The sequence below is a fragment of the Chryseobacterium populi genome (assembly GCF_000282115.1).
Taxonomy (GTDB): domain Bacteria; phylum Bacteroidota; class Bacteroidia; order Flavobacteriales; family Weeksellaceae; genus Chryseobacterium; species Chryseobacterium populi.
This window is the reverse complement of record NZ_AKJY01000106.1, coordinates 15,115-32,936: the sequence shown is the minus strand read 5'-3', so window position 1 is coordinate 32,936 and position 17,822 is coordinate 15,115. Positions and strand designations below refer to the sequence as shown.

At 38.4% G+C, this 17,822-nt stretch carries 11 protein-coding genes; 2 read left to right on the top strand and 9 right to left on the bottom strand.

What is annotated here, in order from left to right; genetic code table 11:
• Position 1: 1 nt before the first annotated feature.
• The gene (gene coaE / locus PMI13_RS18900; RefSeq protein ID WP_007846758.1) at positions 2 to 631 is read left to right on the top strand and encodes a dephospho-CoA kinase; all 630 of its coding nucleotides are present in this window, start codon (positions 2 to 4) and stop codon (positions 629 to 631) included.
• A gap of 84 nt (positions 632 to 715) precedes the next feature.
• On the opposite strand, the gene PMI13_RS20770 is transcribed toward coaE, so the two are convergent.
• A complete protein-coding gene (locus tag PMI13_RS20770; RefSeq protein ID WP_007846757.1) occupies positions 716 to 7,168 on the bottom strand; it encodes a GEVED domain-containing protein in 6,453 nt (2,150 codons plus the stop codon).
• Positions 7,169 to 7,339: 171 nt separating this feature from the next.
• On the bottom strand, positions 7,340 to 9,370 hold the full coding sequence (locus PMI13_RS21640; RefSeq protein ID WP_007846756.1) for a M43 family zinc metalloprotease: 2,031 nt from the start codon (positions 9,368 to 9,370) through the stop codon (positions 7,340 to 7,342).
• A gap of 96 nt (positions 9,371 to 9,466) precedes the next feature.
• On the opposite strand from PMI13_RS21640, the gene PMI13_RS18880 reads away from it, so the two are divergent.
• Positions 9,467 to 9,958, top strand: coding sequence for a hypothetical protein (locus PMI13_RS18880; RefSeq protein WP_007846755.1), 492 nt, complete (start codon positions 9,467 to 9,469; stop codon positions 9,956 to 9,958).
• Here the strand turns inward: PMI13_RS18880 and PMI13_RS18875 are convergent.
• The 7 genes from PMI13_RS18875 to PMI13_RS18845 all read right to left on the bottom strand — a co-directional run bounded on the left by PMI13_RS18875 (position 9,955) and on the right by PMI13_RS18845 (position 17,776).
• Positions 9,955 to 10,614 carry a DUF6048 family protein gene (locus tag PMI13_RS18875; protein WP_007846754.1) on the bottom strand — a complete coding sequence of 220 codons (660 nt, stop codon included), beginning with the start codon at positions 10,612 to 10,614 and terminating at the stop codon, positions 9,955 to 9,957. The two genes, PMI13_RS18880 and PMI13_RS18875, sit on opposite strands and share 4 nt — an antisense overlap.
• Positions 10,580 to 11,056, bottom strand: a complete 477-nt coding sequence (locus tag PMI13_RS18870) for a DUF6452 family protein (protein ID WP_007846753.1) — start codon at positions 11,054 to 11,056, stop codon at positions 10,580 to 10,582. The genes PMI13_RS18875 and PMI13_RS18870 overlap by 35 nt, the downstream gene beginning before the upstream one ends.
• Before the next feature lie 29 nt (positions 11,057 to 11,085).
• The gene (gene rlmD, locus PMI13_RS18865) at positions 11,086 to 12,492 is read right to left on the bottom strand and encodes a 23S rRNA (uracil(1939)-C(5))-methyltransferase RlmD (RefSeq protein ID WP_007846752.1); all 1,407 of its coding nucleotides are present in this window, start codon (positions 12,490 to 12,492) and stop codon (positions 11,086 to 11,088) included.
• A gap of 115 nt (positions 12,493 to 12,607) precedes the next feature.
• Positions 12,608 to 14,158 (bottom strand): TlpA family protein disulfide reductase, encoded by a 1,551-nt coding sequence (locus PMI13_RS18860; RefSeq protein WP_034669436.1) that lies wholly within the window; start codon positions 14,156 to 14,158, stop codon positions 12,608 to 12,610.
• Between the two features lie 135 nt (positions 14,159 to 14,293).
• Positions 14,294 to 15,061 carry a succinate dehydrogenase/fumarate reductase iron-sulfur subunit gene (locus tag PMI13_RS18855; RefSeq protein ID WP_007846750.1) on the bottom strand — a complete coding sequence of 256 codons (768 nt, stop codon included), beginning with the start codon at positions 15,059 to 15,061 and terminating at the stop codon, positions 14,294 to 14,296.
• Positions 15,062 to 15,085: 24 nt separating this feature from the next.
• A complete protein-coding gene (locus tag PMI13_RS18850; protein ID WP_007846746.1) occupies positions 15,086 to 17,098 on the bottom strand; it encodes a fumarate reductase/succinate dehydrogenase flavoprotein subunit in 2,013 nt (670 codons plus the stop codon).
• 15 nt (positions 17,099 to 17,113) lie between these two features.
• Positions 17,114 to 17,776, bottom strand: a complete 663-nt coding sequence (locus PMI13_RS18845; protein ID WP_007846744.1) for a succinate dehydrogenase cytochrome b subunit — start codon at positions 17,774 to 17,776, stop codon at positions 17,114 to 17,116.
• Between the last annotated feature and the right edge of the window lie 46 nt (positions 17,777 to 17,822).

Here is a 17,822-nt window from a genome sequence, read left to right as displayed (position 1 = left end):
TATGGAAGAATTACATTCAGAAACTAAGAAAACAGAACCGGAACCAGCTCCCAAGGTTATCGGATTAACGGGCGGAATCGGCTCGGGAAAAACTACGGTTGCCCATTTTATTGAAGAATTCGGGTTTCCGGTTTATTATTCCGATGAAAGGGCAAAAGATATTGTGAATGATAATGAGGCCTTAAAGATCAAAATCAGAGAGCTTTTAGGTGATGAATCTTACGATAACAATGGATTCTATGACCGTAAATTTGTTGCAGAAAAAGTATTTAATGACAATGATTTATTGCAGAAATTAAATGCTATTATTCATCCTGCCGTAAGAATCGATTTCGAGGAATGGGTAAAAAAGCAGTCTAAATATTTAGTTTTTAAAGAAACTGCCTTATTGTTCGAATTGAAGCTTAATAAGCAATGCTATAAATCTGTATTGGTAACAGCCCAGGATAATATAAGAACTAAAAGGGTAATGGACAGGGACGGGAAGACTTACCGTGAAGTGGAGACTATTATGGAGCGGCAAATGCCTGAAAAAGACAAGATCAAGCTTGCAGACTGTATTATATACAATAATACCAATTTAGAGGATTTAAAGGAACAAACCGAAAGGATCATCTTCGAAATAGAATAAAAAAAACCGTTAGAAATTTCTAACGGTTTTTTATGGCCAGTAATAAAAAATAAGCTCTCATTTCTGAGAGCTTATTCTATTTAATTATTCTTTGATAAATTTCTTTTGAGCGGTAACGTCACCATCTTCGATGTCGATTACATATACTCCGTTTATCAATCTGCTAACGTCGATCTTATTGTTTAAGATAATTCCGTGAGATACAAGCTGACCTGCTGCATTGTAAAGTTTATAATTCGCTTTTTTGCTGATATTCTTCACATACAATACTGAGCTTACCGGGTTAGGGTAAATCAGGATTTCAGTTTGATTCACCGGGTTAGGTATTAATTTCTTAGAAATTCTTACCGTATAATCTTCAACTTCTCCGTTATCAAAACTAGTACAGTTTACAGGGATACCACCTCTCTGCATTGCCACTCTCATTACTACATATTTGTAGTCTGTCAGGCTGATAAATGCATCTGCCGGCACACTGAATGTTCCAGTAATGGTAGCTGTCTGATTCGGAGCAGCAGCAACGATTCTTTCGTTAATATCGAAATATCCGTTTCTGTTGAAGTCGATCCATACAGCAACTCCTTCATCATATGTAGCTCCCTGCCAAGATTTGGTAATAGAAATCTGATTACCCGTAGAACCTTGAACAAGTTCTATAAATTTCTCAGGAATACCTGTAAAGTCTGAATAAGTTTTAGCATCTGAATCATTAGACATCTGAGGCTTATCAGTTGGTTTTACAGTAACATTAGAAATATATTCTTCCGTTGCATTATCCGGATCTACCTGACAGTAGGTTACTTTAGGAGTAGTAAAGAAATAAGGCGGAGTAAATGCACCCGGCGTACCGTTACATATGTTCGCAACCTGCATTTCATACTTAGTTTCTTCTGTTAATCCGGTAAGTGTATAAGTATTTGTTGCTACAGGAATTGTCGTCCAGCTTGGAATACCTACTTTTCTATATCTGAAGATATATGTTGATCCCGGGAACGGATCCCAAACCACTACTGCTGTTGTAGGAGTTAAGTTAGTGATTGTTAATCCCGGAGGAGGCAGTTCGCATGTTCTTTCTGTAGTAAATACTTTAGGATTTGAATATGGGTTGATTGTTGTTTCACCAACGCATTTATTCGCTACCTGAACTTCATATGTAGTATAAGGATCAAGACCTGTAAGAGTGTACGTATTTCCCGGAGGAGTTGGTACTGTTACATCAATCCATGTTGTTGTTCCTACGACTCTGTATCTTAACACATATGTTGAACTAGGTGCAATTGGTGCCCAGGTAACAACAGCAGAGTTTGTAGTCACATTACTGATTGTTACGTTTGGAGGGGTAGGATCACATCTTGTTGTAAATGTTTTGATTGGGGTAAATGTTCCCGGTGTAGTTCCACAATTCGCAGCCACCTGAACCTCATATGTAGTAGCAGGCGTTAAATTGGTTAACGTAATAGGCGGGTTACCCTGAAGTGTTGACACATTCACAGAGGTCCAGGTAGTAGACCCAAGAGGTCTGTACTGTAATACATAAGTAAGACTGCCCGGTGCGCCTGTCCAGTTAACGATTGCTGAAGTATGAGTAATCGTGTTAAAAGTAGGGTTACCCGGTGTAGCTGTAGCACATGGTCTTAATCTTACTGCATAATCTTCTACTTCTCCATTCACAGCAATCTGGCACATTGTAGGAGAACTCGAACGCTTAAGTACCACTCTCATCGTTGTAGCCAAAGGACCGTTATAAGCAGTAGAAGGCACATTGAATGTAGCTGTTACAGGCGTCGTTGTACTTGCTGCAGATGCCATGATCTGCTCATTGTTTTCAAATACCCCGTTTCTGTTAAAGTCAATCCAAGCACTTACAGCATCATTATTTGTTGCACCTGTCCAACCTTTTGCTACGGAAAGTTTGTTTCCGTTAGAACCGATTTCCAGGTTAACAAGTGTTGCAGGTGTTGTATAACTGATATAGTTTGTCTGTACCGAAGTATTACTCATTGGAGCAATACCAGCATTAATGGAAGTAACTGTTACATTAGAAATGTGGTCGTTATCTCCGGTACCTGTCATATTACAATAGGTAATCGGAGTAGTAGTAAACGGCACTGAAGCAGAATATCCTCCTAAAACACCACCACATCTTGTAGCTACCTGAACCTGATAAGCAGTCTGCTCGGTAAGTCCTGAAATTGTGTAGCTGTTACCTGGTGCAGGTACAGGGTCGACAACTGTCCAGGCTCCTGTAGTTCCCTGTCTCCATCTTAGTACATACGTAGCTCCTGTAGATGCTAACCAAGATACATTCGCAGTAGTCGCTGTAATGTTTGTTACAGTGATATTACTTGGCGGAGCTGTAGTACATGGCTGAATATCTACAAATTTAACTGCATAGTCTTCAACTTCCCCATTACTGTTGGAAAGGTTCTGACATGGATCGTTAATTGTGTTGAAATAAACTACAACACGCATTTTCACAATATTCGTTCCGGTATAAGCCGTAGCAGGAACTGTGAAAGTAGAAGTTACCGGAGTGGTAGAAGAGAACCCAAGGTTCATCACTCTTTCAGTGGTATTGTCAAAAATACCATCTCCATTATAATCTATCCAGGCTGAAGTAGCATAAGTACTTGATAAGATCGTTCTTCCTATTGACAGGTTATTTCCTGCGGAACCACGAACAAAAGTAATCAGTTTGGTAGGATCAGCAGAATAATCCGTATATGTACTCGCTGCTGAGTTATTGATCATCAGCGTAGAGTTCGTAGGTGTTACTGTAACGTTATTAATATAACCGTTATTTACACTTCCCGGAGCAATAGGACAATAGCTTATTGCTGCTGTTGTAAAGTTTAAAGAAGCAGACCAAGGCCCTTGAGTACCTCCACAAATTGTAGCTACCTGTACCTCATATTGAGTTGTAGCATTTAAGTTAAGGATTGTATAACTGTTACCTGGTGCAGGTACAGGGTTTACTGTAGTCCAGGTTGCAGCTGCTACTGCTTTATATCTAAGAGCATATGTTGCTCCTGTAGCACCTAACCAAGAAACTACCGCTGTAGACGCAGTAACGTTAGAAACTGTAATTGGCGCAGGTGCTGCTGTAGAACATGGCTGCAGATCTACAATTCTAACAGCATAATCTTCAATCTCCCCGTTATTAGGGTTTGCACAAGGGTCATTAATTGTAGATGTTGCAACAATTACTCTCATTCTAAGAGTTAACGGCCCGTTATAAGCAGTAGCCGGTACCGTAAACGTAGCATTGATAGGCGTTGTTGTACTTGTACCTGAGCTTATTATTCTTTCGTTTGTTTCAAATATACCGTTTCTGTTATAATCAATCCATACCCCAACGGCTAATGAGGATGTATTTGTAAGCCAGGATTTGCTGATTGATACTCCGTTATTTGCAGATCCACGAACCAGTGTTACTAATTTAGTAGGATCGGCAGAATAGTTTGTATAAGTATCTGCTCCTGAAGCATTACTCATGATGTATGAGTTGGTAGGAGTAATCTTAACGTTAGAAATATATCCGTTATCATTATTACCCGGAGTGGCATTACAATACGTTACTGCCGGTGTGGTAAACTGAAGCGGAGCAGTAAATGTTCCTGTAGTACCTGAACAAACATAAGCTACACGAACTTCATATTGAGTCTGCTCAGTTAAGTTGTTAATGGTATATGCATTTACCGTTAAAGGAACTTGTGTCCAGGTAGGATCTCCCACCTTTCTGTATTCTAATATATAAGTTGCCCCGATAGCAGGATCCCACATTACATATGCAGATGTTGCAGTAAGGTTAGATACACTAAGGTTAAGTGGTGCATTACTTGTACATGGTATCGGCTGAATTAATTTTACAGCATAATCTTCTACTTCACCATAAGTAAAATTCTGACACATTGTCGGAGAGGTATTGTATTGTAATACAACTCTCATTCTTGTGGTAGAAGGCCCGTTATAAGCAGTTGCAGGCACCGAAAAAGTAGCTGTAACAGGGGTGGTTGTGTTTGCCGGAGAGTTCATAACCTGTTCTCCCGGTTCAAAAGTTCCGTTTCTGTTAAAGTCAATCCAAACACCTACTGCTTCACTGAAGGTAGTACCTGACCATCCTTTCGTAACAGAAATATTATTTGCTGCAGAACCAATTACCAGATTTACCAAAGCACTTGGTGTTGTTGTATAATCTGTATATGTACTTCCTGCAGATGTATTACTCATCGTAGCTGCTCCATTCGGAGTTACTGTAACATTAGCAATATATTCATCATTAAAGTTACTTGACTGCATCTGGCAGTAATTCAACCCTGGAGTAGTGAAATTCACTGAAGCAGAGAAAGCACCCTGAGTACCTGAACATACATTGGCTACCTGTACTTCATATTGGATACCGTCTGTTAATCCGGTTAAAAGGATAGAGTTGGTATTTGAAGTAACAGTAATCCATGTTGTAGATCCTACAGGACGATACTGGATAACATAAGTTGCTCCGGCAGAAGCTGCCCATGCAACAGAAGCCTGAGTCTGGGTAACACCAGAAACTACTACACCTGTAGGAGGCGCACTTGTACAAGCCGCTAAACTTGCTACGTTGGCACTACCAATTGCATAGAATACATTTCCGATAGAACTTACTCTGATTTTAACCGTAGAACCAACAGTTAAAGCTCCGAAATTCAATGACTCATTTCCGTCATTGGCTGTAGAAGCAGACAAAGTAGTCCACGTTACTCCATTATCTATGGTGTAATCAATTTTTACGTTAGCAACATTATAAGGAGCTGCAGTTGTATTGACTACATCCCAGGTTACAGTGGTAGGGCCGTTGTTATAAACCGTAGCTGTAGTCACTTTGAAAGGGCCATCATTTCCTACGATAATGGTTTGCTCGGCAAATTGTGTCTGTTGTTGATTGGCAGCAGGATTGTTATCTCTTACCGTTACAGAAAACTTGGTTGTTCTTGCTATTGTAGAGACAGATTCCCATCCGTTGTTTGAGTTGTTAAGAACTCCGGCCAGTACTGAAGATAATTTAGGAAAATATCTTGTAGGGCTTACTGTAGGTTCAAATGATCTGAACGTAGCTCCTGTTGCAGTAGTTCCTAAATTATTTTTATTAATAGTAACACCCGCATTATCCACTTCTTCCCAGGCATAGGTCATCGGATCATTTTCTGCATCGGTAGCAGAGGCTGTTAAAACGAATGCTGTTCCTTTTGGAATGTTATAAGTAGGTAAAGCAGCAATTACCGGTGGATTATTGGTAGTTGCAGTTTCTATGTCACAAGTCTTGCTGATCAGATTAGCCTGAACCTGCTTGATACTTGCAATATGAAAATAATCATCCGAATGCGGCTGAACATCTGTATTGGGACCGGTAATACCGGCATAACCCATGATAGTAGAACCTGAACCCGGTTCCATATTCACTCCTGCTCCTTCAAGACCATGAGAGAATGTATGATTAGCTCCCAATTGGTGACCAATTTCGTGAGCAACAAAATCGATATCAAAGTTATCTCCCTGCGGAATTCCATCTGCGGGAGAAGTATATCCTGAACCTTTTCCTTTCGGAACAGCCGGTGTAGGATTTATACATACACATCCGATACATCCTGCGTTACCTCCACCTCCTGAAGCACCAAATAAATGCCCGATATCATAATTGGCGTTTCCTACATTGGCAGTCAGTGTATTTTGCAGTTCCAGGTTCCAGGCGCCTCCAGCTCCGGTTGCAGCCGGGGAGTAAGGATCTGTAGCAGCATTTGTATAAATTACATTCGGAAAGTTCTGCAAGTTTAAATGTAATGCGAAATCTTTTTCGAAAACTCCGTTTACTCTGGTTAAAGTAGCATTAATAGCCGTTAAAGCTCCTGCAACAGTACCCCCGTGAAACTGGGTATATTCTCCTGTTACAGACATCACCAATCTCATTGTTCTGTACTTCTTGTCAGAAGACTTGGAAAAATTAGTGGTTTGATTGTTAAATGCAGATCCTTTTTCGTAAAGCTTAGCTATTTCTTGTTTAGATAGAAGGCTTTCATTCATAGAACACAAAAATCCTTCACCACTTTTGTCAGTTTTTGGGTGCACACCATAAACCGTCTTTTCTCTATTCAGAGGTTCTAAAAATTCTGACTTACCGTTTTTGATAATCATCGACTGAAAATCATCAGGCGCCAAACTAAATCTCAGGTATTTGCCAGGATCATCGATCCCGACTCCTACATAAGATCCTAATTGATACTGATCTGCCAGTTCTTTTACTACAACCGGAAAGCTGTAGACAGCAAATTTTTCAATTTTCCCATCTAAAGTTGGCAATGAGATCGTGACAGGTTTTGCGTTCCTGCCCGTTTCCTGAGCTTTTGCCAATTGAGACTTTAATAAGGAAATGTCTAAAGAGTAATAGTTCTTAATTTCAGAACTCCCCCTGATTTTTTCCCCCCTGAATGACGTCGGACTCCACTGTGCACTGGTTATCGCAAACAAACAGAGAAGAAAGAAAGAAGTAAAAATTTTCTTCATAACTTTCTCAATATATTATATTAATTGTACAAATCTAATCATTTTTTATTACTAAATTATAGGTTTAACTATTTTTTTTATACAATATCCACAATAATTTAAATTATGAATTCAGAATAAAAAAATCCTCAGGGTTTTCCTGAGGATTCTAAATATTTAAAATGATTTTTATTATTTCTTGATGAACTTAATGCTTTCGGAAATGTTATTATCTTTTATTGAAATAATATATACTCCTTTCACTAAATCAGCCACTCTGACCTGGTTGTTATTGATCACACCGCTTTTTACGATCTGCCCTACGGTATTATGAATTTCAAAAGTAGCCTTGTTGGAAACTTTAGTTACATTCAGGATATCATTAACCGGGTTAGGATAAATACCAAAATTGTCTTTAACTACTTCGTTTGTCGCTAAAACCTGAGTGGTAAATGATTTTGTACCATAATCAAGGATATCAGTATCCGCATGATAGATTACTGTACCAGAACCTGTAGTTAAATCTACATATCCTCCGTAATCTAAACCATCACCATATGCATCGGAAATCGTGAACACATAACAGTCCGGAGCTAGCGTCCAGGTCTGAGTGATTAATGCAGGTAGCGGAGTCGTTGGGGTTGGATTATCTACATCAGGGTAAGGACCACCATATTTAACAATTTGTCCGGCACTGTTTTTTAGAGTCCACTGTGTTTCTGTTCCAAAATAGTCTCTCTGCAATTTGAAAATAACAGTGTTTGCATTCGCATAATATTGTGGTTGAGGAGGCTTGATATAGTTACCACTTGCAGTATTATTTGTACTTCTTTGATCAGCGGCACCATTTACAGATGTAATTGTTGCAGTAACGGGAGATGAAGCTACAGAACCAGGAACAGCAATAGTGATCACGCTAAATTTATCCTGAGCCAAGTTACCTGTCCAGTTATAAGTCTGGGCAGCCCCACCATTGAATGAATAAGAAATTGTAGCAGCAGTCAGGTTACTTGTTCCTCTATTATATAATGATAAACGAAGAACACCATTACCACAGCTTCCGATTGCACAGCCTCCGTCAATTTTCACTTCAGCATCATTTGCAAATAATGGAATTGCAATGTCAGCAACAGAAGTTTTAAGCTCTTTTCTTCTTGGAGAATTATTCATTACTGCTGTAATCCTGTCTTTCTGGTTGATGGTAAAGATATTCATACAGGTATCATTAGTATAATCCATATAATTCTGAACCATTTCAAAAACTGCAGGGTTAGTACAACTTGCTATTGAAGGGTTACAAACATAGTTGGCACCATGTGCTGTAGGTGTATCTGTACAATAGTCATCACCACAGGCAGCGTCACCCCAGATATGTCTTAGACCTAAAAAGTGACCTACTTCGTGAGTCATTGTTCTTCCTTTGTCATATGGAGCAGACAGCATGAATGTATTATTAGTATCATAATCACTGCTTCCGAATGTTGCAAAGTTAGCTACCACTCCATCAGTACTTGCAAGGCCCATGTTTGGGTTAAGGCCGGGAAGGTTTGAGTTGGAAGGGAACTGTGCATATCCTAACAAAGATGCATCTGCAAAATTCACACTCCACATATTCATATATTTGGTAGGATCCCACAGAGTCTGTGGTTTCACAACATTATCTATAGCATCCTGAGACCAGTTATCCTGGCAAAGGTTTACCCTGTCAATCCCATTTGTAGGATTTCCGTTAGGATCTACTTTTGCTAAAGCAAATTGAATCATCACATCTGCGCCTACAGGATTTGTATTAAATCCCGGCGTATTTGCCATTCTTCTGTAGTCGTTGTTCATAACTGCAATTTGAGACATCACCTGCTCATCAACAATATTCGGTGCAACTCCTACATTTTGTCCACTATGAATTACGTGTACCACTACAGGAATTGTAACGATACCTCCATTCTGAGACTTATTCTCACGTGCTCTTTCCACCAAAGGAGCCAGCCAAGCTTCAAACTCATCATTGGTCATCCTACTAGGATACTTTGCTTTCAGATAATTTTCATACTCTACAGTAGAACATCTGTCAAAACCATTTGATTTAGCAAGTTCTTCCGGAGATTTTTTAATAAACTTTGATTCTTTTTTTATTACTTTACTATCAGTAGTCTGTGCATTGACAAATCCTGCGCTCAATAAAGTAAATAAAAAGAGAATTTTAGAAGTAGTAAATTTTCGCATTTCTCTATTTTTATTAACTTTACAAATATATTAGTTTTTGACTTTATTAGGACTTTTAATCCTTAAAAAAAATCAAATCCCTTAAAAACAATTAAAATGAAAAAGCAATTATTATTAATATTTTCCTTTTTCAGCTTATTTAATATAAGCTGTACTTCTCAACAAAAAAAAGAAAGCGATAAAGACAAATCAACAATAAACAGTAAAATATATAAAATAGAAAAAATAGAATTAACAGAACAAACAAGGGGAACCAATAGGAAAATAACTTTTGTACCCGGCTCTGTAACCACTTCATTAAATGATAATATAACAACAGCGGAGTTATCAGCTGCAAACTGGGAAAATATAATTAAAGAAGCTACTTTAATTGATCTGGACAAAATATCATCTTACGAGTCTCCCACTACAGGCAGATTTTCCGACAAAGCATTAGCTTCGACCATTATTATTACATCTGGTGGAAAAGAATATACATCCGCAGGTTTTGATGCAGGAATACCTCCAAAAGAATTAGAAGCGTTGTATCAGTCTTTACGTGGTAAAAACAATATCATACAGAAGGCCAAACCTAAGTTTAGCCGCTAAAATTTGTATGCGATATTCCAAGCAAAGCCCATAACGAATTTAGATGAGCTTTTTCCAAACCCGGGAACAATCATAGGCTGGATATCATCCTGCTTGGTCGTAAAAATCATATACCTTGGCTGAAGATTCACATCAATAAAGAAATTGGATTCAAATAGCTGAACTCTCCCACCGATCGTCCCTTCTATCCAGTACGACGACTGTGTAGAAGACGGAAAGGCTACTGATGAGCTGCTTCCTCCAAATCCACGGACAGGTATTTTCATGTATTCCTGGGTATAGAAAGATCCAGCTGCTTTTCCGCCACCATAAAAACCGTTGAACTCATTTTCCGAATCTTTTGCCAACATATAAAATACTCCGAGTTTTACAAACGGGCCGTTTGCTTTTACATCATACCCATTTTTCTGGTAAACGTTTGATTCAAAGCCGGCTTCCGCGATACCATGTACATTCTCTTTAATTTTGGAAGAGACAAAACCCTGATATAATTTTCTGTCTGAAAAAAAAGAAACCCCTGTATTAAGAACGTCAAAACCAACCATAAAATTAGGCTCATATTTCCATTTTTCTTTTTTAGTCTCTTTTTTGTCCTGGGCAAAACTTAGAAAACCTATGATGCTAAAAAAGAAGGTAAAGATTAGTTTTGTCTTCATTCTCTATATAATTTTGTACCGGCTCCAAATTCTTTACCGGATCTGGTGTTTGTAATTGTGACGTTAAATTCTCGTATGTTTTTTTGATCCCACATCCCGGGGATACATATGTTGACTTCGTATTGTAATTTATTCTGACCTTTGATTCTGCCCCTTTATTTTCCAGTCTGAAATACACATCAGTATAAGGTGAGTCATCTACTCTTAAAGGAATTAACCTGGAATCTATTTTCGTTTGTTTTCCCAGCTCCACTTTCCCGGAACCGTAATCTACTGCCACATATAAGGAATCCAGCGTTACCACTTTACCGGTCGCTTCATTTTTAAAAGCAACTTTAATTCTTGGCGTACCTTCTCCACTTTCACAGATATCATCATCCCCGCCACAAGAGCAAAGCATTCCCAGGAACAGGACGAATATGATCAGTTTAAAATATTTCATACTAAGATTTAAGCTCAAATTTAGGTAAATTATTTTTTTATCAGCAATGCAATGTTTTCCACATGATGGGTTTGCGGAAACATGTCTACCGGTAATATTTTAACAACAGTATAATACTCTTTCATTAGCGCAAGATCTCTTGCCTGGGTTGCAGAATTGCAGCTTACATACACCACTTTTTCAGGGGACAGTTTTAAGATCTGCTCTACCACTTTCTGATGCATCCCGTCTCTTGGCGGATCGGTAATTAAAACATCCGCTTTGGGATGATTCTCCATGAATTCATCATTAAAGATATCTTTCATATCACCACAATAAAAGGTAGTATTGGTAAGACCGTTTAATTCAGCATGTTCAATCGCTGCATCAATCGCTTCCTGAACTGATTCTATCCCGATAACATGCTTGGCATTTCTCGCAACATATTGTGCAATGGTTCCGGTTCCTGTATATAAATCATAAACCACTTCATCACCTTTTAAATCGGCAAATTCAAGGGTTTTTCTATACAATTCCAATGCCTGTTTGTAGTTGGTCTGGAAGAACGATTTCGGACCGATTTTAAACTTCAGCCCATCCATTTCTTCCATTAAAAATCCTTCTCCCGAATAAATGTTGATATTCAGATCATAAATAGAATCATTCTGCTTGGGATTAATGGCATATACTAATGTCTTAATCTGCGGAAATTTTTCCAAAAGAAATTTGAAAAGTTTCTCCCTGTTCTCCGCTTCTTCTCTGTAAAGCTGGAATAAAATCATCCACTCGCCTTTAGAGTTTTGCCTCATCATTAAAGTTCTTAAAAACCCTTCCTGATTTCTGACATCAAAGAAATCAAAACCATTTTCCACTCCAAACTGTTTTACAGCCAACCGGATTGCATTGGAAGGATCTTCCTGAAGAAAACACTCTTTAAGATCTAAAATTTTACTCCACATTCCCGGAATATGGAACCCAAGAGCATCTTTGCTTCCAAAATTTTCTTCTGAACTTATTTCATACTGAGTAAGCCATCTCGCGTTGGAAAAAGAAAACTCCATTTTATTCCTGTAAAAATACGGCTCTGCTGCTCCTAAGATCGGAACAGTTTCAAAATGATCAATTCCACCAATTCTTTTGATATTGTTGTAAACTTCTTCCTGCTTAAAATCAAGCTGTTTTTCATAGCTCATATTCTGCCACTTGCATCCGCCACAAACTCCGAAATGAATGCATTTCGGTTCTACTCTGAAAGGTGATTTTTCCAAAACTTCTATGGCTTCCGCCTCAAAATATTTGGATTTAGATTTTTTCACTCTTGCATTCACTACATCCCCGGGAATAGCTCCGGAAACAAGAACAGTTTTTCCATCTTCCGTTTTTCCTATTGCTACTCCTTTAGCTCCTGCATTCAGAAGCTTTATATTTTCAAGAATGATATTTTTCTTCTTTTTCATCCGTAAATTCTATTTTTTCTATATAATTGCCTGTAACCTTCCGGTTTCATTCTGCAAAAATACAATAAAAAAAACCTTATCCTGGGACAAGGTTTTTCCTCTATGTTAAAGTTTATTATTTTGTTGGAGCCGGTTGCTGTTGCGCTGGCTGTTGCTGAGGAGCAGCAGGCTGCGCAGACGGATCTGTTCCCATTCCCGGCTGTTGCTGTAACTGAATATCCGGATTTACTCTTGGTGCAGAAAGCCCTGTTTGTTTATCTAAAACTGTTATTAATTCCTGCTCACCTAAGTTAACGAATGATCTGCTCGCCACTTTCCCGTCTTTATCAATTACGATAAAGCAAGGCAGCTTAAACCCATAAACCCCATATTTTCTGGCAACATCAGAATTCAGACCTCCGTCAGCATATACATTGGTTCCTGTAATTCCTTTTAATAAGGAGTTGCTTGTTTTTATAAACAGGTCTTTGGTATCATCTACATTTACAAATACAAAATTCATTTTAGATTTGTAGAAGTTAACAACCTCTTTTAAAACAGGTACTGTAGATTCACCGATGTAAGGATTCCATGATGCGTAGAATACCAGAAGATATGGATTTCCTTTGTTTTCTGAAAGCTTGTATGATTTACCGTCCTGTTTCGTTAATGAAGTATCCGGTGCAACATCACCCACTTTAGGACCGTTCACGGCAAACTGAAGTTTTGTAAGATCACTTTTAATCGTTGCATCTTTAATATCTTCATCAATAATTTTCTTGATCTTATCGGAAGTTTTCGCAGGAGTACCTACATGCATATCAGACTGTGCAATAACGAAAGCTAAAAGATAATCTTTTGCCGTCTGTGACAGATCTTTTTTATTTTTTAAATATTGATTGAATAATTCTGAAGTTGTGACATCCGTTTTTCCTTTACTGTTTGTTTCAGCATATTTCTGGAAGTCAGGGCTCATCTTCGTTAAAAGATAAGTTCTGTACAATGGAATCTGTTTTACCATTTCATCTTTGTTGGTCTGAAGCTTATTTTCGTAATCGGTAAAAGCTTTAGTCACTCTGAATGAAGGATTACCCATTTGCTTGTGTCCCATTTCATATTGAGTCATGATTGAAAGCAATGTACTTGCAATATCATTTCTCTTCCATTCCACCACTTCATTATCCGGGCTGAATTTCTTTACATTCTCATCGATATTCTTATTGATATCTTTTTCTACTTTCTGCAGTCCCGTAAGAAAAGCTTTTTCATCTTTCATCATCAGCTCATTCATATTTACAGTCTGAGCGTAAGTTCCAAGATATTTTTGAGCTGCCGTGAAGAAATCATTATTCTTTTTAGCATCACCGGTGATCACATAATCTGAAGGAAACACCATTCCGTTTCCTGAAATATTAAGTGTCTGGCCTCCTTTCAGGTATATTAAATTTTGTTTTCCTCCATAGGAAATAACGTACATCCCATTTTTAGGAGCTTCAAAGCTCCCGGAGAAACTTCCGTCTTTATTTATTCCCATGTTTATTAATGGAAGGGTACCAACACCTGAAGCTTCCATCAATTCTATTCTTTCTAATGGAGAACCTCCTGTAATTTTTCCTTTTACTTCTACTTTTTTAGAGCAAGACATCACAAATACAGCGATGATAAACAATAAAAGATATTTTTTCATTTTGATTTTATAATTAAGCAAAAATAAGTTTTTCAGCATACTAAACACAATTTAATCCTACTTTTTATGAAAGATTTAACTAAAAAAATCGCCATCCGGTGAGGAGACGATTTTTTTATCTGTTTTTAATATATTTTACCCTTTGTCAGCAAGAGCAGACATATATTCTCTATTCATTCTCGCGATATTTTCAAGAGAAATACCTTTAGGACATTCTATTTCACAAGCTCCGGTATTGGAGCAGTTACCAAATCCTTCTTCGTCCATAGCTTTTACCATGTTCAGGACTCTCCTTTTCGCTTCTACCCGACCCTGGGGAAGTAATGCGAACTGAGAAACTTTGGCTCCTACGAATAACATGGCAGAACCGTTTTTACATGTTGCAACACATGCCCCGCATCCGATGCAAGCAGCAGCATCCATTGCTTTGTCTGCATCATCTTTAGGAACCGGAATAGCATTGGCATCCAAAGTATTTCCTGAAGTATTCACAGAAATAAAACCACCTGCGGCCATCACTCTGTCAAATGCGCTTCTGTCTACCATTAAGTCTTTAATAACAGGGAAGGCAGCACTTCTCCAAGGTTCGATAACGATCGTTTCACCATCTTTAAACATTCTCATGTGAAGCTGGCAGGTCGTAATCCCAGTGTCCGGACCGTGAGCTCTTCCGTTGATATACAGTGAACACATTCCACAGATCCCTTCACGGCAGTCATGATCGAAAGCAATTGGTTCTTTTCCTTCGTTAATTAAATTCTCATTAAGGATGTCCAGCATCTCCAGGAATGAAGAATCTGTGGAAACATCCGATATTTTATAGGTCTCAAACTGACCTTTAGATTTAGTGTTTTTCTGTCTCCAAATTTTCAGCGTAAGATGTAAGCCTTTTTTAGCACTCATAATGTTATATTTATAGGTTGGAGATTATTTGTAACTTCTAGTTTTAACCTCGATGTTATCATAGATCAGGTCTTCCTTGTGCAGCACTTCTTGGTTGATATCCGCGCCCTGATATTCCCAGGCTCCGACGTATTTGAAGTTTACATCATCTCTTTCAGCTTCTCCATCAGGAGTCGAATGATCTTCACGGAAATGGCCTCCACAAGATTCGTTTCTGTGTAATGCATCGATAGCCATTAATTGTCCAAGCTCAAGGAAATCTGCTACTCTGAATGCTTTTTCAAGCTCAGTGTTCATTCCATCATTATCTCCCGGAACTTTCACATTTTTCCAGAAGTCGTTTCTTACTTCTTCAATTTCTCTGATTGCTTCTCTTAATCCTTCAGGAGTCCTACCCATTCCTACCTTGTTCCACATAATGTGTCCCAGTTTCTTATGGAAGTGATCTACAGAATGAGTTCCTTTATTATTGATGAAGAAATCTATTTTATCTTTAATTCCTTTTTCAGCTTCATCAAATGATCCTGAATCAGTAGGAATTACTCCTGTTCTGATATCTGCAGAAAGGTAATCTGCAATGGTATAAGGAAGTACAAAATATCCGTCTGCAAGCCCCTGCATCAATGCAGAAGCACCCAGCCTGTTTGCTCCGTGATCTGAGAAGTTAGCTTCACCGATTACGAAACATCCCGGAATTGTAGACTGAAGATTGTAATCTACCCATACTCCACCCATTGTATAGTGAACGGCAGGATAAATCTTCATCGGAGTTTTGTAAGGATCATCAGCAGTAATCTTTTCGTACATTACAAATAAGTTACCGTATTTCTCTTCAACCCAGCTCTTACCTAAGTCATACAACTGCTGATCTGTCGGGTTGTGAATATGTTTTTCGATAGCGGCTTCTCTACCTTTTTTCATGATCTCCGTAGAGAAATCAAGGTAAACCCCTTCTTTAGTATCATTATTTTCGATTCCGAAACCGGCATCACATCTTTCCTTGGCAGCTCTCGACGCAACGTCTCTAGGCACCAGGTTACCGAATGCAGGGTATCTTCTTTCCAGATAATAATCTCTGTCTTCTTCTTTAATATTTTCAGGTCTTAATTTGCCTTCTCTGATCGCTACTGAATCTTCATGTTTTTTAGGAACCCAGATTCTTCCTGAGTTTCTTAATGATTCAGACATCAAAGTAAGCTTAGACTGCTGTGTTCCGTGAACAGGAATACAAGTCGGGTGAATCTGTACATAACATGGGTTTGCAAAGTATGCCCCTTTTTTATGGATCTTCCATGCAGCAGAAACGTTTGAACCCATTGCATTGGTAGAGAGGAAATATACGTTTCCGTAACCTCCGGAAGCAATGACCACAGCATGAGCTGAATGTCTTTCAACTTCTCCTGTTACAAGATTTCTTGCGATAATACCTCTGGCTTTTCCGTCAACGATGACAAGGTCCATCATTTCATGACGGTTGTACATCTTGATTCTTCCTTTACCGATCTGGCGGCTCATTGCAGAATACGCTCCCAATAATAACTGCTGACCGGTTTGTCCTTTTGCATAGAATGTTCTTTTTACCTGAACCCCACCGAATGAACGGTTATCCAGCTGACCGCCGTAATCTCTTCCGAAAGGAACACCCTGTGAAACACACTGGTCGATAATATTGGCAGAAACCTCAGCCAGTCTGTAAACGTTTGCTTCTCTTGCTCTATAGTCGCCTCCTTTAATAGTATCATAGAATAATCTATAAGTGGAGTCACCGTCACCCTGATAATTTTTAGCAGCATTAATACCTCCCTGAGCCGCAATTGAGTGTGCTCTTCTGGGAGAATCCTGATAACAGAATGCTTTTACATTATATCCCTGCTCAGCTAAGGTAGCAGCTGCAGAACCTCCTGCCAAACCTGTACCTACAACAATAATATCAATCTTATCTCTGTTGTTTGGTGCAACAAGGTTCATATGGTCTTTATGATTTTTCCATTTATCCTTAAGAGGACCTGCTGGAATTTTTGAATCTAATTTACTCATATTAGTATATTGATATTATTGAGTTACAAAGTGAAAAATTGCGATAATGATAAATCCAAGCGGAACAAGAATAGAAAACCAGGTTCCCAACGCTTTGATTACAGGAGTATATTTTGGATGCCTTGCCCCGATTGACTGGAACGAAGACTGAAATCCGTGAGCTAAATGCAAACCTAAAAGTACGAATGCGATTACATAAAGTACCACTCTCCAGATATCATGAAATTTATGGTGAAGTTCTCCCCAGTATCTTGTTTCATCTATAGGATTATGCGCTATAAATTTATAGTCCAATTCAGGGAACCAGAAATCATAAAAGTGAAGTGCAAAAAATGCAAGAATCACAGCCCCGGAAATAATCATATTTCTTGATACCCAAGAAGAATTTGCAGCACCGTTATTGCTGGCATACTTTACAGGACGTGCTTTGTTATTCTTAATTTCAAGAATAAAGCCCATTACAAAATGGAAAACAACACCTATTGCGAGAACAGGTTGCAGAACATACTGCACTAATGGATTATATCCCATAAAATGAGCGACCACATTGTAAACGTCTTCACTAAAAACCGAGGTCATGTTGGACGACACATGGATCACCAAGAAACTCAGCAAAAACATCGCCGAAAGTGCCATAGCATATTTTCTACCTATCGTAGAACTTGTTAAACCTGCCATATTAAGTTTAAATTTGAATTTCTACAAAATTAAGAAATGTTAACAA

Coding starts and splice junctions, on each gene's coding strand:
- PMI13_RS18855 (WP_007846750.1), bottom strand. CDS start 15,061: ATGAGTGCTAAAAAAGGCTTACATCTTACGCTGAAAATTTGGAGACAG.
- coaE (WP_007846758.1), top strand. CDS start 2: ATGGAAGAATTACATTCAGAAACTAAGAAAACAGAACCGGAACCAGCT.
- PMI13_RS18860 (WP_034669436.1), bottom strand. CDS start 14,158: ATGAAAAAATATCTTTTATTGTTTATCATCGCTGTATTTGTGATGTCT.
- PMI13_RS18850 (WP_007846746.1), bottom strand. CDS start 17,098: ATGAGTAAATTAGATTCAAAAATTCCAGCAGGTCCTCTTAAGGATAAA.
- PMI13_RS18875 (WP_007846754.1), bottom strand. CDS start 10,614: ATGAAGACAAAACTAATCTTTACCTTCTTTTTTAGCATCATAGGTTTT.
- PMI13_RS18880 (WP_007846755.1), top strand. CDS start 9,467: ATGAAAAAGCAATTATTATTAATATTTTCCTTTTTCAGCTTATTTAAT.
- PMI13_RS18870 (WP_007846753.1), bottom strand. CDS start 11,056: ATGAAATATTTTAAACTGATCATATTCGTCCTGTTCCTGGGAATGCTT.
- PMI13_RS18845 (WP_007846744.1), bottom strand. CDS start 17,776: ATGGCAGGTTTAACAAGTTCTACGATAGGTAGAAAATATGCTATGGCA.
- PMI13_RS21640 (WP_007846756.1), bottom strand. CDS start 9,370: ATGCGAAAATTTACTACTTCTAAAATTCTCTTTTTATTTACTTTATTG.
- rlmD (WP_007846752.1), bottom strand. CDS start 12,492: ATGAAAAAGAAGAAAAATATCATTCTTGAAAATATAAAGCTTCTGAAT.
- PMI13_RS20770 (WP_007846757.1), bottom strand. CDS start 7,168: ATGAAGAAAATTTTTACTTCTTTCTTTCTTCTCTGTTTGTTTGCGATA.